This window comes from Paenibacillus ottowii (assembly GCF_006874425.1).
In the GTDB taxonomy this organism is placed as follows: Bacteria; Bacillota; Bacilli; order Paenibacillales; family Paenibacillaceae; genus Paenibacillus; species Paenibacillus ottowii.
Window position 1 is genome coordinate 52207 of the sequence record NZ_VIJZ01000008.1, and the last position, 24244, is coordinate 76450.

Annotated in this window: 22 protein-coding genes and 1 other RNA gene; 4 read left to right on the top strand and 19 right to left on the bottom strand. The window is 44.7% G+C overall.

Annotated elements, in window-relative coordinates:
* Window positions 1–107 precede the first annotated feature (107 nt).
* The 4 genes from FKV70_RS18310 to FKV70_RS18325 form a co-directional block, all read right to left on the bottom strand.
* The gene (locus FKV70_RS18310) at window positions 108–1808 is read right to left on the bottom strand and encodes a peptide ABC transporter substrate-binding protein (protein WP_063210127.1); all 1701 of its coding nucleotides are present in this window, start codon (window positions 1806–1808) and stop codon (window positions 108–110) included.
* 153 nt (window positions 1809–1961) lie between these two features.
* The gene (locus FKV70_RS18315; RefSeq protein WP_063210126.1) at window positions 1962–2351 is read right to left on the bottom strand and encodes a DUF3397 domain-containing protein; all 390 of its coding nucleotides are present in this window, start codon (window positions 2349–2351) and stop codon (window positions 1962–1964) included.
* 4 nt (window positions 2352–2355) lie between these two features.
* On the bottom strand, window positions 2356–3336 hold the full coding sequence (locus FKV70_RS18320) for a ketopantoate reductase family protein (protein ID WP_142613757.1): 981 nt from the start codon (window positions 3334–3336) through the stop codon (window positions 2356–2358).
* Between the two features lie 102 nt (window positions 3337–3438).
* Complete coding sequence (locus FKV70_RS18325; RefSeq protein WP_063210124.1) at window positions 3439–4089, bottom strand: RsfA family transcriptional regulator; 651 nt, start codon at window positions 4087–4089, stop codon at window positions 3439–3441.
* Between the two features lie 295 nt (window positions 4090–4384).
* Here FKV70_RS18325 and FKV70_RS18330 point away from each other — a divergent pair, with 295 nt between their 5' ends.
* Window positions 4385–5467 (top strand): coiled-coil domain-containing protein, encoded by a 1083-nt coding sequence (locus tag FKV70_RS18330; protein ID WP_142613758.1) that lies wholly within the window; start codon window positions 4385–4387, stop codon window positions 5465–5467.
* Between the two features lie 92 nt (window positions 5468–5559).
* On the opposite strand, the gene FKV70_RS18335 is transcribed toward FKV70_RS18330, so the two are convergent.
* The 5 genes from FKV70_RS18335 to FKV70_RS18355 form a co-directional block, all read right to left on the bottom strand.
* Entirely contained in the window at window positions 5560–6891 is a 1332-nt protein-coding gene (locus FKV70_RS18335) for a PhoH family protein (RefSeq protein ID WP_063210122.1), read from the bottom strand.
* Window positions 6892–7191: 300 nt separating this feature from the next.
* Window positions 7192–8253, bottom strand: coding sequence for an LCP family protein (locus FKV70_RS18340; protein WP_063210121.1), 1062 nt, complete (start codon window positions 8251–8253; stop codon window positions 7192–7194).
* Window positions 8254–8377: 124 nt separating this feature from the next.
* On the bottom strand, window positions 8378–10219 hold the full coding sequence (gene typA, locus FKV70_RS18345; RefSeq protein ID WP_064796046.1) for a translational GTPase TypA: 1842 nt from the start codon (window positions 10217–10219) through the stop codon (window positions 8378–8380).
* A 294-nt stretch (window positions 10220–10513) separates the two neighbouring features.
* Window positions 10514–11005, bottom strand: a complete 492-nt coding sequence (locus tag FKV70_RS18350; RefSeq protein ID WP_142613759.1) for a hypothetical protein — start codon at window positions 11003–11005, stop codon at window positions 10514–10516.
* Between the two features lie 162 nt (window positions 11006–11167).
* A complete protein-coding gene (locus FKV70_RS18355) occupies window positions 11168–11827 on the bottom strand; it encodes a TerC family protein (protein WP_142613760.1) in 660 nt (219 codons plus the stop codon).
* A 233-nt stretch (window positions 11828–12060) separates the two neighbouring features.
* Between FKV70_RS18355 and FKV70_RS18360 the strand changes: the two genes are divergently transcribed.
* Window positions 12061–12741 (top strand): TerC family protein, encoded by a 681-nt coding sequence (locus tag FKV70_RS18360; protein WP_425280367.1) that lies wholly within the window; start codon window positions 12061–12063, stop codon window positions 12739–12741.
* A gap of 70 nt (window positions 12742–12811) precedes the next feature.
* On the opposite strand, the gene thiI is transcribed toward FKV70_RS18360, so the two are convergent.
* The 6 genes from thiI to FKV70_RS18390 form a co-directional block, all read right to left on the bottom strand.
* A complete protein-coding gene (gene thiI, locus FKV70_RS18365; RefSeq protein WP_142613762.1) occupies window positions 12812–14038 on the bottom strand; it encodes a tRNA uracil 4-sulfurtransferase ThiI in 1227 nt (408 codons plus the stop codon).
* A 1-nt stretch (window position 14039) separates the two neighbouring features.
* Entirely contained in the window at window positions 14040–15188 is a 1149-nt protein-coding gene (locus FKV70_RS18370; protein ID WP_142613763.1) for a cysteine desulfurase family protein, read from the bottom strand.
* A gap of 155 nt (window positions 15189–15343) precedes the next feature.
* Window positions 15344–16042 (bottom strand): lytic transglycosylase domain-containing protein, encoded by a 699-nt coding sequence (locus FKV70_RS18375; RefSeq protein ID WP_142613764.1) that lies wholly within the window; start codon window positions 16040–16042, stop codon window positions 15344–15346.
* Between the two features lie 221 nt (window positions 16043–16263).
* Window positions 16264–16656 carry a hypothetical protein gene (locus FKV70_RS18380; RefSeq protein WP_142613765.1) on the bottom strand — a complete coding sequence of 131 codons (393 nt, stop codon included), beginning with the start codon at window positions 16654–16656 and terminating at the stop codon, window positions 16264–16266.
* Window positions 16657–16698: 42 nt separating this feature from the next.
* Window positions 16699–16926: a DUF1540 domain-containing protein gene (locus FKV70_RS18385; protein ID WP_063210251.1), complete on the bottom strand. Its 228-nt coding sequence runs from the start codon at window positions 16924–16926 to the stop codon at window positions 16699–16701.
* A 189-nt stretch (window positions 16927–17115) separates the two neighbouring features.
* Window positions 17116–17622 carry a YpuI family protein gene (locus tag FKV70_RS18390; protein WP_063210112.1) on the bottom strand — a complete coding sequence of 169 codons (507 nt, stop codon included), beginning with the start codon at window positions 17620–17622 and terminating at the stop codon, window positions 17116–17118.
* 186 nt (window positions 17623–17808) lie between these two features.
* Here FKV70_RS18390 and FKV70_RS18395 point away from each other — a divergent pair, with 186 nt between their 5' ends.
* Window positions 17809–19689, top strand: a complete 1881-nt coding sequence (locus tag FKV70_RS18395) for a S8 family peptidase (RefSeq protein ID WP_063210111.1) — start codon at window positions 17809–17811, stop codon at window positions 19687–19689.
* Between the two features lie 58 nt (window positions 19690–19747).
* Here the strand turns inward: FKV70_RS18395 and FKV70_RS18400 are convergent, their stop codons facing one another.
* Together FKV70_RS18400 and pdxR are read right to left on the bottom strand one after the other, a co-directional pair.
* Window positions 19748–19978, bottom strand: a complete 231-nt coding sequence (locus FKV70_RS18400; RefSeq protein ID WP_081276747.1) for a hypothetical protein — start codon at window positions 19976–19978, stop codon at window positions 19748–19750.
* 88 nt (window positions 19979–20066) lie between these two features.
* Complete coding sequence (gene pdxR / locus FKV70_RS18405; RefSeq protein ID WP_142613766.1) at window positions 20067–21542, bottom strand: MocR-like pyridoxine biosynthesis transcription factor PdxR; 1476 nt, start codon at window positions 21540–21542, stop codon at window positions 20067–20069.
* Between the two features lie 118 nt (window positions 21543–21660).
* Between pdxR and FKV70_RS18410 the strand changes: the two genes are divergently transcribed.
* Window positions 21661–22881: an aminotransferase-like domain-containing protein gene (locus FKV70_RS18410; RefSeq protein ID WP_063210108.1), complete on the top strand. Its 1221-nt coding sequence runs from the start codon at window positions 21661–21663 to the stop codon at window positions 22879–22881.
* A gap of 275 nt (window positions 22882–23156) precedes the next feature.
* On the opposite strand, the gene rnpB is transcribed toward FKV70_RS18410, so the two are convergent.
* Together rnpB and FKV70_RS18420 are read right to left on the bottom strand one after the other, a co-directional pair.
* Window positions 23157–23555: RNase P RNA component class A (gene rnpB, locus FKV70_RS18415), an RNA gene on the bottom strand.
* Between the two features lie 79 nt (window positions 23556–23634).
* A complete protein-coding gene (locus tag FKV70_RS18420) occupies window positions 23635–24201 on the bottom strand; it encodes a flavin reductase family protein (RefSeq protein ID WP_142613767.1) in 567 nt (188 codons plus the stop codon).
* Window positions 24202–24244: the final 43 nt, after the last annotated feature.

Consider the following 24244-nt stretch of genomic DNA (forward strand, 5'->3'; position numbering starts at 1 on the left):
TACATGATGATGGAAAAGACTAGGACACACAAAAAAAACGGGATATATATGGTTCAAACCACATATATATCCCGAAGTAACTATCAAACTTCAGAATTGAGCTTTAGTTACTGTGTAATATACGCTCTTGTGAAATCAATTGCTCCACTAAAGTCAAGCCCGATATCTTTTACATTCGGTTTCGTTAAGGAAACATTTGAATAATAGTAGATCGGAAGCATTACCATATCATCTTGAACCAGAATTTTCTCAGCTTTTGCGAAATCTTCCATACGTTTAGCTGGATCCGTTTCTGTTTTGGCTGCTTGAATCAAAGAGTCATATGCAGGGTTAGCATAACCCGCGTTGTTGTTACCATTGCCTGTTGTCCACATATCTAAGAATGTCATCGGATCATTATAGTCAGCAGACCAGCCACCACGAGCGATTTGGAAATTCAGCTTGTTACGTGTTTGGATAAATACGCCCCACTCTTGGTTTTGAGTTTTAACGTCTACACCAAGATTTTTCTTCCACATATCAGCTACTGCCAAAGCAATCTTTTGGTGACTTTCGCTGGAGTTATACAGCATAGTAATAGTAGGAAGCGTGGTCATGCCTTCTTCTTTCATACCTTCTTGAAGCAATTTTTTAGCTTCAGTGAAGTCTTCTTTGAAGTAATCATCTTTATGCTCACTACGGAATTCTTGAGAAACCCCTTTGATACCTGGAGGTACAAAACCATAAGCAGGAATTTGACCGCCCATTGTTACACGTTCAACGATCGGTTGACGTTGAATAGCCATCGCAAACGCTTTACGGATTTTTGCATTGTTAAATGGTTTTTCCGTTACATTAAACAGATAGTAGTACGTACTTGCAATTCCTTTAGCCTTAAATTCGTTAGGCAATTCGTTTTTCACAGCCGTAATTTGATCAGTAGGAATTTCGCCTGTTGGCATACCTGCATAATCAAGTTGTCCACTTCTGTACGAAGCCAGCTCAGTTGCACCGCTGTTTACAAGGGACATCGTAATTTTGTTCAACTTGATTTCGTCTTTACCCCAATAGTTTTCGTTCTTGGTTACTTCGATCTTTTGACCGCTATCCCAAGTCGTCAATTTGAAAGGTCCGTTAGTAATCATGCTGTCTTTCTGAACTGCCCACTTGTCATTACCTTTAATAGAAGGGTTTACAGGGTAGAAAGTGTAGAAAGAAGTCAACCCCAAGAAGTAAGGAGTTGGGTGTTCCAGCTCTACTTGCAATGTATGGTCGTCAACAGCTTTGACACCTACATCTTTAAAGTCTGTAATTTTAGTACCTTTATAAGATTTGGAAGTGCTCAGGTTGTAGCCCTCAGCATTTTTGATATAGTACAATTGGTAAGCATATGGAGGTGCAGGGGCTGTCGAAGGGTCCAGTACCCGTTGCCAAGCGAATACGAAGTCACTTGCTTTGACTGGGTCGCCATTACTCCATTTTGCAGTATCACGAAGCTTGAACGTGTAGGTTTTGCCGTCATCGGAAATTTTCCAAGATTCAGCAACGCCAGGGATTTCTTTGCCGTCAGAACCCATACGTACGAGACCTTCATACAAAGTTTTCAGAACCGCGTTCGTTTGACTATCCTGAGCTTGTGCCGGATCGAAGGTTGGCGGCTCGGAAGAAAGGTTAACGCGCAAAATTTGCTTGTCGGCCGCAGCCGGCGTAGTCGAGGTGTTTTCTTGTGCGCCCTTACCATTGGTATCATTCTTGCCGCCGCAACCTGCGAGCAGTGCGCCAACTGCAAGAACGAGTGTCAAAAGGACTAAAAAGCTTTTCCTTTTCATCTAGCGTTTTCCCCCTAGTTCTAAAGTGGTATATGTTTATAGATTATACAACCAGCGGTCAAAAAAATCTACATTACATTTCTTCAAATTGAGCTTTTTTTTCAAAAAAACATGTTTAATTCATATTTTTTCACCATTTCATGTCACATTATATCACATAGAGTTGAATATATTTTTAAATATACCAACTACAGTCAACAAAGTATACGCCAATGTCATCGCCATAAAAGTTAATCTCCAGACCGCTCTACATAATCTTTTACCATCAACCTTTCCTTTTATTCGGTTTTGAGCTCCCCCAATTAAACCCAATGCCAGTAACAGGAGCAGTAGAATCAAATAAAAACCGAATCGCGATGTAAACAGGACATTAAAAAGTGCTGCAACGGAAAATATCAGAAAAAAAGTGGTGATATCCATAGAAGTAAGCAATGATTTCTTTTTTTCCATTTTAAGAATGTAGCGACAAACCACAAACACAATTAAAAACGGAAAAAAGGGAAGAATACTGAAAGTGATAATAGTACCTTGTAAAAGACTCAACTGATCACCCCTCTTTTAGCCGCATTCCTTCAATTAATTGCCACAATACCTCATGAGTTGGCGCACTCATTCCAGCTCGCTTTGCCATCTGCACCAGCTGCCCGTTAATGGAAGCAACTTCGGTCATGGACTGTGCAAGTACATCAGCCAGCATGGACGAGTGATTCTCTGCCGTTGATCGGCAAACATCCATAATTTGATCCCACCATGCGCTTTCCCAGCGAATACCATGAGCTTCATACACTTGAATGCCTTCATCGTACAGCTTGCGCATCATATGTATTCGTACTGGCTCTGATAGCAGCTCGCCATTTCGAACTCGCCATACGGCCGTCAGTGGATTGATCACAGCGTTAATCAACAACTTGCGATAGATCCCTTTCTCGATTTCTTTCGACAAGCAAACGTCAAATCCTGCTACAAGCAACCGATTTAGCACACATTGCTTGAAATCATTGTGATGTTCTTCCTCTCTATCCTCTAAACATCCAATTTCAGTCAAGCCCGCTCCTGCATGTACAATTGTCGCTGCGCCTTGTCTCTTGGCTCCTTCAGTTGTCACAGCAGAATATACTACAGCTTTAGGCCACGCCTGTCTGATGCGTTCTATATGACCGATTCCATTTTGCAAACAAATAATCCCTGTATCTCTTTCCGTTTGAGCTACAGGTTGGATCTGTCCCAATACTTCTCCTATCGCCCCCTGTTTGGTTAAAAACATAATCCACCGTGCCGGAGTCTGTGAATTTAACCGTTGCCAATCTGCCAATGGCGCTACCTTTAGCTTGTCCCCCGACACATGAAGAGCCACCTGTCCCTCCTTATCAAGCACAGTAATCCCCTCACGAGCAATGACGCGTGCCTGTTCAAGTGTTCGTGTCCATAGTCTTACTGCAGCACCTGAGGCCGACAATCTCCCGGCAAACAGCAATCCCAGCGAACCCGCTCCAATAATATCAATCACTTTGTATCGTCTCGCTTCCATCTTTTTTTCTACTATATCATATGCACTCCAATGAAATAACAAAAACGCCAACTATGGCCAAGCGATAGTTGACGTTTTATTTAAAAAGCCTTTGTAATCTTGCTACTCAATGCGCTCCAGATTCCCATTCGCGTCCATTTTGAACCTGGATTTAAGTTCTTCCTCATCTTCAGTGATTAAAGCCAAACGCCGGGCGCGGTCCATAATCTGAATCAGAGCTTTATAATCATCATTTACAACACGATAGTCCGTCTGCACTTCATTTACTTCTTTGGAGAGCCGGTCATTAATGGAGCGAAGTTGATTTAATTCTTCTTCCTTTTCCCGCAAATCTTTCTCCAGCATCTTAATCTGCCGATTCGTTTCCTGCATAGACCCCTTCCATTGACGCAAGAAGCGGATTACTGCATCAATAGATAACGTATCTTCACTCGTGCCATCTGTTCTGTATCCCCCTTCGACTGTATCGAGTGTGGCAAAGGTCGCCACCTGCGATACACCTACCGGGCTCTGCTTGCGAATATAACTGCGCTTCTGGCGCTGCGCTTTGGCAATGCTAATCGCTTCATCGTAACGTTTGCGCACACAGCTATTCCAACGAAAGCCGCATGCTGCAGAGGTTCTACCGATTTTTTGTCCTACCTCCTCAAACGCAGCCAGCTGTGTTCCGCCTTCCCGGATATGCCGCAATGTCACCTCCGCCAATATCAAATCATCTTCCGCACTCCATGCATCTTGTCTTATTGCAGTCATGCCTCTAGCCCTCCTAACAACATCCTGAAATAACCGTCTTCATGAACCGATCTTGCCGGTATTTGAATAGGGTATAAAAGCTGTTTATTCATTCCTATGCCTCTCGTAGAGTTCATAGAATCTATTTGATACTAAATTGTATTTCCATTTCTGCCAGAACTCATACGTGAAGTAAACAGTTTCGGGTTCCAAGCATGCTCTGACTGCTGTACAATAAAATGAATGGTTAAAGAGCAAAAAAGGATCATATACATTACCATTAGTCTTTTTTGGAATACATAAAAGGGGAAAATAAATGAATACACGAATAAAAATCGCAATCTGCACCCTGCTGACCCTCATGGTGATGCTGACTTCCATATATGTTCCTACTTTCGCCGCTCCCTCTCCTGAAGAAAATCAGATTTTACAAGATAGCCTGTCTATCGTAGAGATTGACCATGAAATCGAGCGAATCAGTCAGGAGCAGCAGACTCTTTTACAGCGTCAGCAGGAACTGCGTAGTAGTCTAGCTGACCAACAGGAGCAAATGAACCTACAACGCAAGCGGGCAGGTGTCGTGCTACGATCTTACTATATGGGGGAAAGGGACAAGTTGCTGAGTGTAGTGCTAGGGGCTAAAAGTATAAAGCAACTTCTCTCTTTGTATGATTATTATTTATTATTGATTAGTCACGATCAGGATGTGCTTCAAGAATACGAATCCAATTATCAATTTATGCGAAAAACAGAGCAACAAGTCGCCCAAGCCACGGTGGAATTAGAGACGGTTAAAACAAACTTGCTGGCACAACGTCAACGGATTCTCCTCCTCCAGTCGCGTGTAAATGACGGCGTTAATGCCAGTGAAAACCCTGAAACTCTACGCAAGCTCATTGGCGAGATGACAGCTTATTGGGAAAATGTAGGTGTATACGAGGTAAATAAGCACTTTAAAGCATTAGCTCAAGCAATGCAGGATTTGCCCCAATTCATTCAACAACAGCAAGGGGCAATGGTTACCAATGGAAAAATGATTACGATAAGCATTCGTGAAGAAGAATTTAACCGTTTTTTAAAGTCAGAGAGTGAATTATTTAATCACTTCAATTTCTCCTTTGTGCAGGATCGGATTGTGGTAGAAGGTCAGCAAGGAACGATGAAATTAAGGGTAGAAGGTCACTATACGGTAGAGAATGAACCAAAAAATTCAATTTTATTCCACGTAGATCGACTGGTATTTAATGGACTGGAACTTCCAGACACGACTCGCAACAAGCTGGAAAAAGATTTTGATCTCGGCTTCTACCCGCAGCAGCTTATTTCATATGTTAAAGCCACAGAAGTGCATGCTTTAAAAGGTATTCTTGAAGTTAAGCTGGAGTTAAGCTTTAAGTAAGTTGTGCTCATCTACATTGTTCTTACTATAATATAAAACAAAATACCTCGGGAACTTCCCGAGGTCTTAATAATTTGTAATAACGATTAGGGTTATAGCAGATCAGCTGCCAACTGTGCGAGTTTGGAGCGCTCTCCTTTTTCCAACATAATATGCCCGCTAATCCCTTCTTGCTTGAATCGCTCCACCACATAGGTCAAGCCGTTACTGGCTGCATCCAGGTAAGGGTGGTCAATTTGCTCCGGATCGCCCATCAGTATAATCTTGCTCCCCTCACCTACCCGAGACACAATCGTTTTGATTTCGTGGCGGGATAAATTTTGCGCCTCATCAATAATGATAAATTGCCCAGGTATCGAGCGTCCCCGAATATAAGTGAGCGCCTCCACCTGTATACTGCCTAAGCCCATCAAAATTTTGTCGATATCGCCTGATTTTTTGGCATCAAACAAATACTCCAAATTGTCGTAGATTGGCTGCATCCAGGGGCGAAGCTTTTCTTCCTTTTCTCCCGGTAAATAACCGATATCCTTGCCCATAGGAACAACAGGCCGAGCAATTAACAGTTTCTTAAAGCGGTGCTCATCCTCTACTTTAAGCAACCCCGCCGCCAGGGCCAGCAGCGTTTTGCCAGTGCCTGCTTTTCCGGTAATCGTCACAAGAGGAATATCATCATTAAGCAAAAGCTCCAATGCCATCCGTTGCTGAGCATTACGCGCGCTGATTCCCCATACCGACTCGTTGCTTAAGTACAAAGGTTCTAATCGTTCTGCCTCCTGGTTTACTTTTAGCAGTGCCGATTTTCCAGTGCCCATTTCATCTTTCAATATAACGAATTCATGTGGATACAGCGTATAAGGTAGCTTCAGTGGTTTGATTGGTAAAAAACGGTTAGAGTAAAATTCATCTATGATGGACGGATGCACCTGTATTGCCGAGTATCCGGGGTACAATTCACTTGGATCGCCTGTTCTATCGGACAGGTAGTCTTCTGTCAGCAGCCCCAATACATCTGCCTTGATCCTGACCAGTACGTCCTTGCTAACCAGCACCACCGAACGCGGTTCAGATTGCTCCTGTTCTTCCAAATGATAATTTAAGGCGACCGCCAAAATTCGGTTATCGTTGGAAACCTCCCCGAACATCTCTTGAACTTTCAAAAAACTTCGGTGATTTAACTCAACCTTAAGCCTCCCCCCTTGGGGAAGTGGAACGCCACTATGAAGATGACCCACTTCTCTCAACCCATCTAACAATCGCGATACATTGCGGGCATTCCGTCCAATCTCATCCGCGTTGCGTTTTTTGGAGTCGATTTCTTCCAGAACAACAGCTGGAATAATAACTTCATGTTCTTTGAAGGTAAAAATGGCTTTCGGATCATGCAGCAGCACATTCGTATCCAGCACAAAAATTTTCTTCATTAAATCCCCTCCAAAGCGGCGTGGACAATCTCGTGTTTCATACCTATACCTATTCACCGGCTACCCAATACTTGCTGATTCTCTGGAAAAAGAACTCCAAAACAGCATAAGGAAACGAAAAGTCTAGCTGAAGATAGTCTCAGAGCCTGTACATTTTAAAATTAGACACAAAAGGCCCAGTGATTTCTCACTGGACCTAGACTGCGTTCACCCTACATTTAGACATACCTCAACCCCCTTATGTTATATAAGAGTTTTACTCGCTGAGAGTATAACATAAGCAGGGAAAAAGATACATACTCAGGAATTGGAAGAAGCTTCAGTGCTGTCGCTTGCTTTTTTGGCTAATTCCTCTTGTAGCGCTTGTTTGGCCGAATCGAGCTGTTGCTCATCAATGTACACATAAGGGCTACGCCACGTTCCTGCTACGGGGGTGTATTTTACATTTTGCTTGGAAATATTCCAATAGGTTTGTACGATATTTTTCATTTGCTGTGATTCGATATCCGTCATCATATTCTTATCAACCGATTTAATAATTGCACTAAACTTGGTCAAAGCGTTGAAGGTTTGCATTTGGTCAATTAGGGAATGAAGTACCTGATTTTGTCGGCGATTGCGATCAAAGTCGTCAGATTCAGCTGTTCTCGGACGACAATTCGATTTGCGGTAGCGGACAAAATCAAGAGCCTGATCACCGTTCAAATGCTTGGCCCCAGCTGTCAGGTTAATATCGGTACCGTCAGCACGGTCTCGGTAACACATGTTTTTATCAACCGTGACATCTACGCCACCTAGATTATCTACAACATCTCTAAAGCCCTGGAAGTTAATAACCGTTACATAATCAATATTAATGTTTAAATATTTGCCGATCATCTTCTTCATTTGCTCTTCAGCAACTTCGCCAGATTCTTTCTCTCTAGCCTTAAACACCGGATAATACTCATTCAGCTTGCGCGGTTTATATCCATCCATTTCCAGACGTGTATCACGAGGCAAGGACACAATGGTAGACGATTTAGTATTAGGATTCAATGTAGCTACCATAATAACGTCTGACAAATAAGTTGGATGGTCAGGCCGATAGTCGGTTCCAAGCAATAAGATAGTCAAAGGCTTAGTCTCAGCCAATTGCGTTTTGGGTACTTCCTTGTTGATTCCAGTATCCAAAACATCTTCTACCTGATTGTAAATATAGTAGGTATAACCAGCTGCCGCCAAGATCCCTATAATAAGCAGAAATAAGACAAACTTCATAAACGATCTGAAAAAGCTTTTTTTCTTTTTCGTTTTTTTCGGCTTGGCGGATTTTTTCCCACTTTGTGTCCGGGGAGGCAATCCGTTCGAAAGATTACTCATGCTTCAACACCTTTTCCTGCGTTTTGAGAAATATAGCTTTCTCCAAGTTTACAATCCTAAAACACATACAGCGGCGCATCCCGTTCCCAGGTGTCGCCGCTGTGGCTAAAGACCATCCAATTAATTACATATTTGCTTGTGCTGTCTTACGTTGTTTCTCCGCACGCTCGCGCTCACCTTTGTTCAAGATCTTTTTACGCAAACGAATGGATTTAGGCGTAATTTCACAATACTCATCATCATTCAGATATTCAAGCGCCTGCTCTAATGAGAAGATAACAGGTGTTTTCAATTTAACCGTATCGTCTTTTGTTGCGGAACGAACGTTGGTCAATTGTTTTTCTTTACAGATGTTAACGACAATGTCGTTATCACGTGTGTGCTCACCAACGATCATGCCCTCATAAATTTCAGTTCCTGGCTCCAAGAACAAAATACCGCGATCTTCTACGCCCAGCATACCATAAAATGTAGAGGTGCCGTTTTCTGTAGATACAAGTACACCTTGATGACGTCCACCCACTTGACCGCCAACAAATGGTCCATAGCTGTCAAATGCATGGTTCATTACACCATAACCACGAGTCAAAGTCAGGAAGTTTGTAGTGTAACCGATCAAACCACGTGCTGGAATCAGGAATTCCAAGCGAACTTGTCCGGTGCCGTTATTAATCATGTTGACCATTTCGGCTTTACGGGAGCCCAGACTTTCCATAACTGCGCCCATGCTTTCTTCCGGAATATCAATGAGGAGACGTTCAATTGGTTCCATTTTCTTACCGTCAATTTCCTTGACGATAACTTCCGGTTTGGACACTTGCAGTTCATAACCTTCACGGCGCATGTTTTCAATCAGGATTCCCAGATGCAATTCACCACGTCCAGACACAATAAAGGCATCCGGGCTATCGGTTTCATCAACACGCAAGCTGACATCTGTTTCGAGTTCTTTCAGAAGACGCTCACGCAATTTACGGGATGTTACCCACTTACCATCACGACCTGCGAATGGACTGTTGTTAACCAAGAAGGTCATTTGCAGTGTAGGCTCATCAATTTTCAGTACAGGCAACGCCTCAGGATGATTAGGATCGGCAATGGTTTCACCAATGTTGATGTCCTTAATCCCCGCAATCGCAACAATGTCACCCGCGCCCGCTTGATCCGTTTCAATCCGTTTCAGTCCTTGGAAGCCGAACAGCTTCTCAATACGAGCAGATTTACTGCTGCCATCACGTTGGATAACTGTGACCGCTTGTCCTTGCTTGATGATACCGCGGTTCACACGACCTACTGCAATTCGGCCCAGGTATTCGTTATAGTCCATCAATGTTACGAGGAATTGAAGAGGCTCATCTACTTTTTCAGTTGGAGCTGGGATATGCTCTACCACTGTTTCGTACAATGCTTGCATGTTGTCATCTTGCTTCTCAGGGTCCAAGCTGGAGGTTCCGTTCAACGCCGAAGCATACACAACAGGGAATTCTAATTGATCATCATTTGCGCCCAGCTCGATGAACAGATCCAGTACTTCATCAATAACTTCTGCCGGACGAGCTGCCGGACGGTCAATTTTATTGACTACAACGATAGGCGTCAGATTTTGCTCCAGCGCTTTACGCAATACGAATTTTGTTTGCGGCATGCAGCCTTCGTAAGCATCAACGACGAGCAAAACTCCGTCAACCATTTTCATAATCCGTTCCACTTCACCACCAAAGTCGGCGTGCCCCGGTGTATCTACAATGTTAATCAGGTAATCTTTGTAAGTGATAGCTGTATTTTTAGCCAAAATCGTAATACCGCGTTCACGCTCCAGATCGTTGGAGTCCATGGCGCGCTCCTGAACAGCCTCGTGTTCTCTAAATGTTCCGGACTGTTGAAGCAGCTTATCGACAAGTGTCGTTTTTCCGTGGTCGACGTGGGCAATAATCGCAATATTGCGAATGTTCTCTCTTGCATGCATGGTTTGTATCCATATCCTTTCCGTATATCAAAATAGTGTCTCTATCCTGAAGCAGTGCTCATTCCAAGGCTAACAATCGTTCTTTAGGCCCACTCCCTGCCAGCCTTCTATATGTTTCAGGCTTTATACAGACAGCTTCTCTCTCCGATTCGCGTGAAAACCTTAAAATAAGCGTCAGAAATCATTCCGACGCTCTTATCATATCCCTTATATTATAGTAGAAATATGTCATAAAGCAAGACATTATTGCCTGTACCGTAATTTACCGCCATGAAATCTGCACAGCTTGTCGGTTTACCATTTGTGTTTGCTACGGTTGCCGGCGACCAGCCAGACTCCAGCTCCGATCAGTAAAACGGCAATAATATACATAATGCCCGTACTCAGCAAGGTAATAATCAATAAAATTACCGATATCAAGCCTAGTAGTACGCCCCCTGTATATACATTGCGAGAAAGCGAATTATCATTAATGGCATACTCCCATAATCCAATCGCTATACCCAGAAGGAACAAGGGCCATAAGTAGGCCATTAAATGCCATCCCCAAGTATTGCAGAGAAAAAAGAGGAAGCCGTATACCGACAAAATTCCTGCTGGCAGCAACATAAAAGGTGATACTCTGCGCATCATGTACATTACATGCAGCACGATTCCTGGTATTAAAATCAGCAAGGGCCAAAGGTTTCGTCCCAAGAAGGAAAATATCCCTAATTTGCCCAACAAAATAATCAGTCCTACGGCAACAATGCCTACTCCGATCATACGCTCTTTTCCGGAATTCATCGTGGTCTCCTTTGTTTGCTGGATTTGTTTTTGTGTCATTAAATATAGTTGTTTTTAAGTACACTTTTATGAATATAGAATTTTTACAAAAACCGAGCAGACTCCCCGGCATTCGCAAAACCCTATGTCTAGTTTAGCCGATGTTTTCCAAAAAAACCACGTTCAAATATGACGGGCACGTAGGTGCTGGTATATTCCTGCTATGACAACTACTGCGGCCAACAAAGCCGGTAACCACGCATGCATGACCTCGCCCATGCTTGTTAACCATATGCCCAATTTGGGATCACGCAGTAGCATTTCTCCTGCCGTGAAGGCCAGGATGGCCGATCCGAGCAAAACAAGGATCGGGAACCGATGAAGCCAGATTGCTATCACATTGCTGCCCCAGACAACAATCGGAATACTAATCGCAATACCAATGACAATAATAGCAATGTCTCCATTAGCTAAAGCTGCAATAGCTAATACGTTATCCAAACTCATGACAAAGTCTGCTACGAGTATCACTTGTATCGCCTTCCATATGGTTGCTTCAGCCCTTACCCCCGCATGATCATCATTCTCATAGAGCAGCTTAAACGCAATCCATAACAGAAGTAAACCACCCGCCGCCTGAATGAAGGGTATACCCAGCAAAATAACAGCTATGAAAGTCAACACACAGCGTAGAAGAACCGCACCGACTGCCCCCCACCATATCGCTTGACTTCGCTGCCTTGCAGGCAGGTTTTTGCTCGCCATAGCTATAACAACTGCATTATCACCACTTAGCACAAGATTAATCATTAATATTTTCAACAGCAAAATGACATGCTCCATATGTACAAACACCCCCATCCTACATGTATGCGTAATCGGACGAGGCTATGCTTGCAAGCTTTTCGCGAATAATTCTTCATTTAGTAATAACTAACGGCAAATTGGTTGAGTATAAACCTTGAATCCAATAACAAACAGCAATATAATGAATCGTATTTCCGATAAACGGGTATTAACATAAACAACATGCAATGTTTTGAGGTTGTTTAATCAGGGAGATGAGAACGATTGAAATGTCTGGACTTCAGTTCTTTTGGCTACTGCTTAATGTGATATTTATTGATCTTTTGCTCGCAGGCGATAATGCAATTGTCATTGGACTTGCCGCCAGAAAGCTGCCTCCTGCAACGCAAAAAAAAGCGATTCTATACGGTACTGGTGGTGCCCTGCTTATCCGTATAGCAGCCACTATTGTGGTACTATGGTTGCTCCAAGTACCGTGGTTGTTACTCATCGGGGGTGTGATGCTAATCTGGATCGCGTATAAGCTGCTCGTGGACCAAGAGGACCATACCGAAGTTAAAGCTGGAACCACGCTATGGGGTGCTATTCGCACCATTATAGTCGCCGACGCAGCTATGGGTCTGGACAACGTGATTGCTGTTGCTGGCGCCGCCCAGCAGCATTTGCTACTTGTAGTGCTAGGCCTGTTAATCAGTGTGCCAATCGTTGTATGGGGAAGCACTCTTTTTATCAAGCTGATCAATAAATTCCCCTGGATTATCTATTTAGGATCGGCTGTGCTTGGTTATACGGCCTCTAATATGATCACCGAGGAACGTAAGCTGGAGCCCTATTTTACAGAGCATCCGGCACTCCGTATCTTGTTTATTGTCACCGTAATGGCTGGTATTTTGCTCACAGGATATCTTCAAAATCGCAGAGCAGTATCCCGTCGAGAAAAAGCCGTCTAAACAGGTTTCAAAAGAACCCACGCAACTAAAAAAGGCAGACCCAACATTGTTGCGAGTCTGCCTTTTTTAGTTAAAACCATTCTTCCTGTATAACTTCCTCTTTACGCCCCTCTACAGCTCCGCCTGCCTCAAGGACAATTGTCTCCGTTGTAGCTACAGCCTGATCGATCAAAGTATTTAAATCTCGAATAGAGGCTTCAATCTTTTGAACTACCCACAAATTTGGATTGGTCGTGGGAGATTTGGGAACAAACAATGTACAGCAATCCTCATACGGGAGAATGGATAAATCGTAGGTGCCAATTTGCTTCGCGATTTCTGTAATCTCCTGCTTATCCATCATGACAAGAGGTCGCAGCAAGGGGAGTTCCGTCGAACGACCAATCACATTCATGCTGGATAACGTTTGACTAGCAACTTGGCCCAGACTGTCGCCCGTCACGAGTGCCAGGGCCCCTTCTCTCTCTGCCAGCATCGTTGCAATTCGCAGCATTGACCGCCTCATTAACGTAATAATTAAATTATCCTGACCGGTACGTGTAAAGGCCGTCTGGACTTCTGTAAACGGTACGAGGTGGATTTTGATTTGACCCGCGTAGCCTGCTAATACTTTTGCCAGGTCAATAACCTTCTCTTTCGCACGCTCGCTTGTAAAGGGATAGCTATAGAAATGAACACATTCGATTTCCAAACCTCTACGCATGGATGACCATCCTGCGACCGGGCTGTCAATGCCACCAGATAGCAGCAACATTGCTTTGCCATTCGTTCCTAACGGAAAGCCCCCTACAGCCATAATAACATCACTAAAAATATAAGCCGCTTGCTCTCTTACCTCCACACGCAACTCAATATCAGGTTGACGCACATCGACCCTCAGCGCTGGAAACTTCCGCAATATAGGAGAACCAATTAAGTGATTCATCTCTTGTGAAGAATGGGGGAACCCTTTCCATACTCTGCGAGCATTGACCTTGAAAGTCGTTCCCTCGTCCACGTTCAGCTCATGCATTAAAGCCACAGCGCTCTCAATGATAGCATCCAGCTCAACAGGAGCCATTTTGACAGGACTGATCGTCGTGATGCCAAACACCTTTTGCAACACTTGAATGATCTGTTCATAAGGCTCTCCTCCGAGAACCACATAAATCCGTCCAAATTCCTTGCGCAGTGAAGCACCTGGAAACGGCTTCAGCAGCAGCTTTACATGTTTCAGTACAGCCTTTTCAAAACGAGCGCGATTCTTCCCTTTTAATGTAAATTCACCGAAGCGAAGCAACAGCATATCATAGTGCATTTTAACGTTTCCACCTTTCAAGGGATTCCAGCTTGGCTACAGCTTGTCGAAGTGCGAGTATGAGCTCATCGATATCCTGCTCCGTATGTTCATCACCAAAGCTGATACGAATGCCGCCGGATGCTTCGGCCTCATTGCGGCCCATTGCCAGCAGGACACGGCTGGGCTCGGCTAATCTTGAAGAGCAAGCCGATTTGGTGGACACCGCCACACCCAATTGCTCCAGCGTATGCAGCAGCACCTCGGCCTTCATGCCTGGATATGAAAAGTGTACAATATGGGGCGCTTCTTCCCCGCTGTTCAGCCGCAATTGCGGGATTGTTTTCACTTCTGCGGCTACCCGTTCTCTCCACTCGATCATGCGCTGTGCTGTCTCTGCTTGTCGTTCGCCCGCCAAACGTACCGCCTTGGACATACCGACAAGCAGCGGCACATTTTCGGTACCTGCACGAACCCCTTGCTCCTGAGAACCACCACTAAGCAAGGGGAAAAGCTCTACACCTTCCCGAACGAATAACAATCCTGCTCCTTTGGGTCCCCGCAGCTTATGCGCTGAAAGGCTATACAAATCAGCCTGCCAGCCCCGGATATCTACAGGCAGCTTTCCAAACCCCTGCACACCGTCAATATGAAACAGGACACGAGGGAACTGTTTCTTCAGCGCAGCTCCGATATCATGCACCAGTTGGATCCTTCCCGTCTCATTATTGACATGCATAATACTGACTAAAATCGTATCTTTGCGAACAGCTGCACAAACCTGTTCGGCACTCACATGACCTTCCTCGTCTACAGGCAGAAAAGTAACCTCAAAACCCAAATTTGTCAACTGTTTGCATGCTTCATACACAGACGGGTGCTCTGTCGATACAGTAACGATATGTTTGCCTCTGGTCTGATACTGCAAAGCCGCTCCCTTAATGGCAAGATTGTTGCTTTCCGTTGCCCCGGATGTAAAGACAATCTCCGAAGGAGATACTCCTAAAGCTGTGGCACATACTTCGCGCGAGCGCTTGATCAACTTATCTGCATCTTCTCCATATCGGTGCATGGAAGACGGATTGCCATAATGGCGCCTCATTACCTCGGCAACGGTTGTAATCACCTCTTCAAAAGGCGGAGTTGTCGCTGCATAATCAAAATATTTCATTAAACTCCCCTTTCTGCCCCGCAACTGCTACAACAAAAAAAGACCAAAACAGGGAAAGGCCGCTTCATTACAGCGACACCCTTTCCCCATATTGATCCTGCCTGCGGACCTCATCTAATTTGAATTACGCACTTTTATGCCATAAGCTGTAGGGCTTAGATCGTATATTTTTCACGTGCATTCTGAATTTTGGTAATATATCGTTGTGTTTCGGCCGGAAGCTTGTTCAGTACAGACATCAACTGCTCATCAGTACTTACACCAAGCCGCTGCACTCGTCCGGGACCTGCATTATATGCAGCCAGCGCCATATTTTCCTGCCCGTTAAAACGTTTAATCTGGTAAGACAAGTAGCGTACACCAGCGTCAATATTTTGTGCAGGATCATAGGGGTCACTAACTCCTAGACCTTGAGCTGTGGCGTCCATCAACTGCATAAGTCCTTTGGCTCCCGCTGAAGAAGTAACTGATGGATTAAATGAAGATTCTGTATCAATAACTGCTTTAATCAAAGCTACTGGAACGCCGTATTTCTGACTAGCCTCATTAATCAAACTATCATACGCTGTAGCTTTTGTAGGTCCATCCGTTGCTGTATTGGAAGAAGCAGGATAGACTGTCAATGGCGAAGCCGTTCCTCTCGAGGGTCCCAATTGAAGCCAGAGCAAGCCGTTCTCATCTCTGGTAACATCGCCTGAATTTTCTTGAGTGACAGCATCATCTGTTTCCAGCTGACCTACTTGTTCCAGTAATCCAGAAAAAGCGTCCGCTGTACCCGTCTGGGTCGTAGCACTCATATTATTTAACAGCTGCATGTCTAACATGGACTTGGACACGCGCGGATCAATTTGCATGTGGTGTTCCCAACTTTCTATTGTTGTTATATCCCAAATAGCTTGTCGTTATTGATATGATACAACTTTTTACTATGTACTTCCATACTTTTCAATGAAAAAAAGCTCCGTTTCTGTCGAAAAGACAACGGAGCTTTAGAAATTAGCTTAATGTAATTATATCACTAGGATAATCTTCCTCAGATATATACAGAAGATAACAGAACCTTTACCCAGCAGGGTTAACGCACAAACGGGATAAAAGCAAAATAACTCAATGTTGCCAGTGCACCAAGGCCTATTGACCAAATGCCAGTGGTTTTACTTCCATTCACATAAGCAAAAAAACCTAACACTGCAGCAAGGGGTCCCAGTACAATAGACCACATAAACAAGGATGCGATACCAGCAGCGAGCCCAACATAGCCGGAAATGCGGCCACTATTGTTGATAACCTGATCTTGACCCTTATCCTCATTTCGGTTCGCCACTGGCGAGCCAGGCGCAACCTCTGCTGCATATTCCTCACGATGATGACGCTTGGCAGAGCGTTCCTGAACGTGACGGGGATAATCTACACGTTGGCGGCTAACAGGGTCCTCATGCTTATGCTTGTCGTTTGTATGATCTTCCATTATTACGGCACCTCCAAATGTGAAATCAATCGAATTATAAATTTACAGGGACTTCGGCTTAAAGGTGTGGCAACAGGTTGCGGCAGACGAAGCAGCCTTATCACGTTCTTCTGAACTAAAGCTTTCCCCCGCGTATTCTTCTTTAAATTTCTTCTCGGCATGACCGTCTACTTCAATCATGATCAAATCTGCCTTGCAAAAGTTGTTTTCTCCCCAATAATGGCAATTGGCTACGCTACATTTTACGATTGGCTTGGCCTCTTGGCTCATGATCATCACCTCGGATTCATTGTCCCCCCACTGCACTACACCTATGCGTTCATGACATATGGCAGTTGGTGACATACGAAAAAAGCCGCTTTCCTTCGCCTCCTCCAGTCTGGCAGGAAACAAGTAGAAAACGGCTTGCTTGTCTTGTTTTAGTTTTTGATTAGAAATGGAAGTTGTTGGTTGAATGCTTTAGGCATGAGTACGGCGAGTCTGCATCCGACGCTGTGTCAAATAATCACTTTCATAATAAGTCAGGTCATCACGCAATTCTTCAAAGTTTTTCGTAATGTCCATGATCACTTCGCGTGCGGCTGGCACTGGCGTTTTACGGAAACGGATAGCATCTTGTCCCGTATAAGCATAGCGTCCGTCCTCTGCGTAAGATTCATTTTTGGGATAAAAAAAGCTGTTCACGCAGTCATGGTATACGTTATACAATGCCTTTTCCGCAAAATCGACGTCAAAGTTGGCACGGCGCAAAGCCACACCCAGCTTTTCATAGGATACTTCGGAGAAAACAAGGACATGGCGAAGGTCCGACAAAAAACCTTTGTAAAAAAGTACGGACTCCTCACTGCTATCCACAGCCAATTGTGGCAAAGCATGCTCATTGAGGAATGTTTCCACACGTTTCACGGCATTTTTCAGTTTCTCCTGCGCCGACTCACATAATTTTTGTACGTTGACTGCTGACATCAAGGCAGCTCCCCCTTATTTGTTGCTTGTTCATCAATTTGGTTACCCGAAAATTGTCCCTTCTAACCGAAAGAGCTGTAATTTTCAGTATTTATCCTACCACAAATAAGCATTGAAAGGTATAAAAACATGCCAACCTCCTCACGCTAAACCATAAATTTATGAATACTCAAGGAGGACGGTTCCATGTCTCGGCGAAAATGGTTAAAACCCCTGCTCGGAGCAGCTGCCGGAGTGCTTCTCATCACACTGATGCTACCTTCCCGTGATCACCGCCACACACCGCAGCCCGAATATACGACCAAAATGTTACCTCAGCAAGAACATCAGCTCAAAAAAGGAATGTTGGCTTCAGACCTGTCCGCTACAGATACCCTCACACGGATGGACGCAAGGCAGGACATTCAATACGTAATGCGGGAGCTTAATGGTAAAACTGCCGATCAGAAAAGAAAGTTTACTCACACATTGCAGCAATCACACAGTCATCTTCATACGCTCCAGTGGATTCACACTAGGGACGGGAAGACTAGCACCTACACAGGCGACAAAGCACAGACAAGTCTGCTGAACCATCCTCAAATCCAAAGCAGCTTGGCTGCAGCTCGTCGTTCTGTCATGCAGAACAAATCCTACGAATCCACTGCTTTTCAGGTGGAAGGCGGTAAATACTTTGTCATGGGTGAACCATCCGGGGACGGAACATGCGGCGTTGCTGCCCTCGTCAGTCAGCAAGTATTGCGTGACGTGGAGAAGCATCAGCGCAAGAATTTGCGCTTGATTCCCTATCCAAAAGAAGGAAGCTACAAAATTGAATCCGTACATCCCGACACATTGCACGATATCACTGTCAAGACGGGTCACGACAACGAAAATGCGAGCCATTATTTTGAAAACGAAATTGTCGTTCGCTTCCGTCACAATCCTGATGCACGACAATTGCAGGAAATTGCGTCAGATTTGCACTGTGAACCAGGCCGCAAGCTTGGTTATACTTATGTATTTCATTCGGATAAGATGAACTTTAAAGAGCTAAAGCAATATTTTTCACGAAAGTGGAACCCACTTTATGCTGAGCCTCACTATATGTATCTGACCAATGAAAAAGCGCCTATCAAAGCGGACAGCACTATTCCCAATGATCTGCTCTTTTCTCGGTATCAATGGAACCTACCTGCTACCGAAACCAACAAAGGTTGGAAATTAAGCAAAGGCAGCAAGGATGTAATTGTTGCTGTCGTAGACACAGGAGTAGATATGGATCATCCCGACCTGAAGGGTCAGATTCTTCCGGGACGCAACGTAGTAAAACCGTCTGAGAAACCTTATGATGACGTCGGTCACGGAACGCACGTTGCCGGTATCATTTCCGCGCTCGTAAATAATGGTGAGGGAGTCGCTGGTATGACATGGTACAACAAAGTCATGCCGGTCAAGGTACTTGACCAATCGGGATCTGGTACAACTTACTCGGTTGCAGAAGGTATTATATGGGCAGCTGATCACGGGGCCAAGGTCATCAATTTGAGCTTGGGCAACTATGCGCAAGCTTCATTTTTGCATGATGCGATCAAATATGCCTATGACAAAGATGTTGTATTGGTTGCAGCCACAGGCAATGATAATACAGAGCGACCTGGTTATCCAGCAGCGTATCCTGAAGTATTTGCCGTTTCCGCTACAGATTCTTCTATGCACCGTGCATCCTTTTCTAACTATGGTGATTACGTGGACGTCATGGCTCCAGGCGCAAGTATTGCCAGTACGTATCCTGGAAATCAATATGCTGCGCTGTCAGGTACTTCAATGGCCAGTCCACATGTATCAGCGCTTGCTGGCCTGATTCGATCCATTAACCCTGATCTAACCAATAAAGAGGTTATGGATTTAATGAGGGACAACGTCATTGATTTAGGCACACCAGGCCATGACAAATATTTCGGTTATGGTCAAATCGACGTGTATAAAGCATTGAAAGCAGCACAACGTCCATATGTTCCCCTGCAGCTCTATCCTCAGCACCTAAGTGAAAAGCTAAAATCCATCTTAAAAAAACTAGAAATCTAGGATATCTCTTTTTAGAAAAAGCAGCCATGGTCTCTCCATGGCTGCTTTTTCAGGCTTCTTAACGCTTTGAACTAGTACGGACAGGCCGCTTCCCAAGACTGCGAGTATGACAGCATGGATCACCAGGGTCCTTAACAACCACCGGAAATACGTGGTGAGGTACAGGCACAACGTGCGCCTGATTGATGATTTCAATGGGATGAACAACAGGCACCACTTGTGGGTAAAATTGATGATTTACAAATTGAATCGGCGGGCACACAACCGGATCGTAATGGCAATGACTCATAAAGTACAACTCCTTTCGGTGAATTAGTACAGCATATTAAGGAGGCGTATGCTGTGCTTGGATGTTTACCCCCCAATACAATTATCCCTTATAAAATAGGCTTTCGTTCCACAATGATCGAATGATCAAGAATTTCGCCCAACAAACTACATAGCTTGCGCAGACCTGATTTAAGCGTTTCCTTGTCCGCATACGAAAAAGAAATGCGGATATGGCTGCTGTCCATACCACCTGCATAGCACACGGTACCAGGTAAAAAGGAAATTCCTTCACGATCAGCCATCCGCTCTAACTCTGGAATATCCACTATAGAAGGGAGCTTAATCCATACATTGAGACCACCTTCAGGGGCATACCAGGTGACCTCTGGCGGAGCATAGCGATGGAGCGTGTTCAATGCAACAGTTAGACGATCTCGAAGTTGTTCCCGCAATGTAACGAAATGCTGGTCAAGCCGGTTCCTAATAAAGGGTAGCAATGCTTTTTGCGTTAATAGAGGGCTTCCCAAATCCGTAGTTGACTTGGCAGCCACCAAACGATCCATTACACTCCCCGTTGCCGCTACACAAGCTATACGGCAGCCAGGGGCAACAGTTTTGCTAAAGCTTTTGATATAAACAACATGCCCGGACTGATCGTGCGCCTTGATAGAGAGTGGTGGTTTTGTTTTGTAATACAGGTCAGAAAATGGATCATCCTCAACAATGAGGCAGTGATAACTTTGAGCCAAATCCAGTAATTGCGTGCGTCTGGTCATCGTTAAAGTTATGCCGGTAGGATTGTGAAAGGTAGGTATCGTATAGATCAATTTTGGAGGATGAGTATCACAGAGACGTGTTAAAATGTCAGTCCGCATCCCCTCCTCGTCCATGGGAATCATAATTACTTTGGCACCACGACTAGTGAACACATCAATGGCCCCGGTATATGTAGGAGCTTCCATGTAGACCACATCTCCCGGACCGACAAACGTACGTGCCACCAGGTCAATCCCCTGTTGTGCTCCGCTGGTCACAAGCAGCTGCTCTGCTACTATAGGTATCCCTCGTTCATTCAAGTGGTCTGCAAACACTTCCCTTAGTTCTGAATCACCTTCAAAAGCTCCATATGCGGCCAGTACATCGGAATTTACAGAGGATAAACGTTGTGTATCAGCGATGATTTCGCGCGTGGGAAGAAGCTCCGGCTGTATTGCAGCTATATGAAAAGAATAGGCAGCCCTTCGGCTATGGTTAAAGTTTCTCCATAACTGTGCGCGCGGCAAATAATCGATTAGCGACATCTGCCAGGACAAATCCTGCTTCCCCTCACGATGAACCGGTATAGAAGGTTCTGCCACATAGCAACCCTTTCCCTGCGTACATGTAACCAGATTCATGGACTCCAGCTCGGCATACGCCTTGCTTACAGTTACAGGACTCACCGCAAGCAAGCTGGACAGATGACGGACAGAGGGAAGCTTGGTACCCTGAGGTAATAACCCTGACTGAATGCGATCCGCTAATGTTTTAGCAATCTGTAAATATAATTTGACACTGCTATTGCGGCTGAGATCAATATGCATCGGAACCCTTCCCTCCAAAAAAATCAACTGTTACATTTAGACGTTTACTGTTATACTTCATTATCGATATAATACAACAAATTTAATAGCACAGTATAGAACACAGGAGATGATTGGATTGGAATACAAATTTTCGGGTATGGCTCGTACTCAGGGCTCGTCCATGGTAAGGGACATTTTGAAGCTGACACAGGGAACAGATGTATTATCTCTCGCAGGTGGCCTTCCGGCCGATGCCTTCTTCCCCGTCGACGCGGTTGCTAAAGCCTATGAGCGGGTATTCCGCCTCGGCGGTACCACTGCACTTCAATACGGCCTAACCGAGGGATATATTCCTCTACGGGAGCGTCTTGCAGCAATCATGTCTTCCCAAGGCATCTCCGTCACCAGAGATAACATCCTTATGACAACAGGCTCGCAGCAGACCATTGATCTAGTTTCACGTGTGCTGCTTGATCCACAGGATACTGTATTGGTGGAGTCCCCTACTTATTTGGCAGCTCTGCAGGTATTTAATTCCTATGGCGCAAATATTGTAAGTGTAGATACAGACGCTAACGGTATGAAATTAGATGATCTTGAGGCCAAGATCAAACAGCATCAGCCCAAATTCGTGTATGTCATCCCTACCTTCTCTAACCCGGCAGGAAGTGTATGGAGTATGGAACGCAGAACAGGCGTTGTTGAGCTATGCCGTAAATACGGAACTTTGATTTTTGAAGACGATCCTTACGGACGTCTCAAATTTGATGAAAATCTTAACTTCCCATCCTTATTTTCTATTGATCAACAGCTAGGTGGCGCTGGTCATGTAATGTACACTTCTACATTCTCTAAAACTGTCGCTCCAGGTGTTCGCTCTGGCTGGCTGGTAGCCGATCAAGCCATCGTCGTTAAGACCGCAAATGCCAAACAATCTGCCGATCTGCACTCCAGCAGTATTGACCAGCGTGCTTTGAACGAGCTGTTGGACTTCTTTGATTTGGAGGGACATATACGTACCGTGTCCGCTGAATATCACACTCGTATGTTGCGTCTTACATCGCTGATGAAAGAACGCCAATGGGAAGGAATTACCTGGAATGATGCACTTGGCGGCATGTTTATGTGGGTTACCTTACCTGAAGGCTTCCGTTCTGAGCAGTTGCTGCAACTCGCGATTCAGGAAGGAGTCGCATTTGTGCCTGGACAAGTCTTTTATGCTGATCTAAGCGGCAGCAACCATATGCGAATCAACTTCACGCATACCGATCCTACCCTGCTTCCAAAAGCAGTTGACCGATTGGATCGGGCCCTGAAGAAGTATATGGAGGAAAATGTAGTAAAAACCATGCGTTAATAGATTGCTGACTCTACGCTTATGCTTGCACGTTTTTACGTCAGAAGAATTGTAAGTTGAAAACACGCTAAAGCCCCCATTGACTATGCTGGGGGCTTTAGTCTATACAAGTACGAATTGCGTAATCCGGTCTATACACTAAAAAAGGTGCTTCATGATTCCCACAGGAATATGAAGCACCTTTTTTAGTTCAATAAATACAGTTGGATTAAAGATTACGCATGCAAACAGGTCATTAATAAAAGTTAAATTCATACATTGTAAGGTGTTGCAGTGGGGAAAGTTTTCCGTAAGCCGGGTTCTGTGCTATTCGTGGTACAAACGGGAACTACCCTCCCACTAAAAGCGACAATCATCTATCTAGGCCGAACATTGCTATTCAGCTCCAGCGACCAACCTAGACACGCCTCGGGCTAAGGCTGCTTCGCGAAGAAGCTGTGTCCCTTTAGGTCTTGCTCCAGATGGGGTTTACCAGGAACGAAGTCACCAGCGTTCCTCGGGGTCTCTTACACCTCGGTTCCATCCTTGCCTGTGCCGCAAGCGGCCATCGGCGGTCCATTTCTGTGGCACTATCCTTCAACTCGCGCTGACTGGACGTTATCCAGCATCCTGCCCTATGGAGCCCGGACTTTCCTCTCGTGGCTTACGCCACCAGCGATTGTCTGTCAAACTTTCCGAACAACATTACATAGTATACAGGGAACATGCGCAGGATACAACCCTGAAAATATTGTAAAACATAGAGATCTCTCTTTAATTGCTCAAATAAAATGGATGTACCTTTTTCTGTAATGAATCATCTGCTACATAATAAGCAGACCTTCCCACGTATAACGGAATAGAAAGCTTACTAAAATCTGGCATATCCTCATCCAGAAATAGTTCTTCATCCCGGTAGGTCTGCTGTATTTCACCGACAATCCAATCATGATCTCCGTAGGTATGAATATCCACTACTTTACACTCATAGGCAAGATACGCTTCCAGCAATATTGGCACATCCACTGAAATTCCGTCCTCATATGCAATCCCAAACTGCTGAAACTTATCTACATCTTTGCCGCTAAAGGTACCTACAGCCTGAATCCATTCCGATCTGTGCGCAGGCAAAAACTGAACACCAAAACCTCCGCTTCTCTTAATCAGTCCGTGAGAATACGTTTCCTTCCTCAATGAAATGCCATACATGCCCGGTGATGACCCGATATATGTATGCCAGCCTGAGGCCATGACATTATTTACTCCCTCATAGCGGGAAGTAACGACTGCAACCATGCCTGGATAAGCATGAATGGCAGACTCGGCTATCAACGTTCGCATACAACCTCTCCCTACGAAAAAATGTAATAGAGCATCTTTATTT

What these genes read in the sequence shown, in the direction of transcription:
- FKV70_RS18395 (WP_063210111.1), top strand. Translation starts at nt 17,809, where the DNA reads ATGTCTCGGCGAAAATGGTTAAAACCCCTGCTCGGAGCAGCTGCCGGA.
- pdxR (WP_142613766.1), bottom strand. Translation starts at nt 21,542, where the DNA reads ATGCATATTGATCTCAGCCGCAATAGCAGTGTCAAATTATATTTACAG.
- FKV70_RS18310 (WP_063210127.1), bottom strand. Translation starts at nt 1,808, where the DNA reads ATGAAAAGGAAAAGCTTTTTAGTCCTTTTGACACTCGTTCTTGCAGTT.
- FKV70_RS18330 (WP_142613758.1), top strand. Translation starts at nt 4,385, where the DNA reads ATGAATACACGAATAAAAATCGCAATCTGCACCCTGCTGACCCTCATG.
- FKV70_RS18385 (WP_063210251.1), bottom strand. Translation starts at nt 16,926, where the DNA reads ATGAGCCAAGAGGCCAAGCCAATCGTAAAATGTAGCGTAGCCAATTGC.
- FKV70_RS18360 (WP_425280367.1), top strand. Translation starts at nt 12,061, where the DNA reads ATGTCTGGACTTCAGTTCTTTTGGCTACTGCTTAATGTGATATTTATT.
- FKV70_RS18375 (WP_142613764.1), bottom strand. Translation starts at nt 16,042, where the DNA reads ATGCAAATTGATCCGCGCGTGTCCAAGTCCATGTTAGACATGCAGCTG.
- thiI (WP_142613762.1), bottom strand. Translation starts at nt 14,038, where the DNA reads ATGCACTATGATATGCTGTTGCTTCGCTTCGGTGAATTTACATTAAAA.
- FKV70_RS18320 (WP_142613757.1), bottom strand. Translation starts at nt 3,336, where the DNA reads ATGGAAGCGAGACGATACAAAGTGATTGATATTATTGGAGCGGGTTCG.
- FKV70_RS18420 (WP_142613767.1), bottom strand. Translation starts at nt 24,201, where the DNA reads ATGCGAACGTTGATAGCCGAGTCTGCCATTCATGCTTATCCAGGCATG.
- FKV70_RS18340 (WP_063210121.1), bottom strand. Translation starts at nt 8,253, where the DNA reads ATGAGTAATCTTTCGAACGGATTGCCTCCCCGGACACAAAGTGGGAAA.
- FKV70_RS18325 (WP_063210124.1), bottom strand. Translation starts at nt 4,089, where the DNA reads ATGACTGCAATAAGACAAGATGCATGGAGTGCGGAAGATGATTTGATA.
- FKV70_RS18335 (WP_063210122.1), bottom strand. Translation starts at nt 6,891, where the DNA reads ATGAAGAAAATTTTTGTGCTGGATACGAATGTGCTGCTGCATGATCCG.
- FKV70_RS18355 (WP_142613760.1), bottom strand. Translation starts at nt 11,827, where the DNA reads ATGGAGCATGTCATTTTGCTGTTGAAAATATTAATGATTAATCTTGTG.
- FKV70_RS18370 (WP_142613763.1), bottom strand. Translation starts at nt 15,188, where the DNA reads ATGAAATATTTTGATTATGCAGCGACAACTCCGCCTTTTGAAGAGGTG.
- typA (WP_064796046.1), bottom strand. Translation starts at nt 10,219, where the DNA reads ATGCATGCAAGAGAGAACATTCGCAATATTGCGATTATTGCCCACGTC.
- FKV70_RS18350 (WP_142613759.1), bottom strand. Translation starts at nt 11,005, where the DNA reads ATGAATTCCGGAAAAGAGCGTATGATCGGAGTAGGCATTGTTGCCGTA.
- FKV70_RS18400 (WP_081276747.1), bottom strand. Translation starts at nt 19,978, where the DNA reads ATGAGTCATTGCCATTACGATCCGGTTGTGTGCCCGCCGATTCAATTT.
- FKV70_RS18390 (WP_063210112.1), bottom strand. Translation starts at nt 17,622, where the DNA reads ATGTCAGCAGTCAACGTACAAAAATTATGTGAGTCGGCGCAGGAGAAA.
- FKV70_RS18380 (WP_142613765.1), bottom strand. Translation starts at nt 16,656, where the DNA reads ATGGAAGATCATACAAACGACAAGCATAAGCATGAGGACCCTGTTAGC.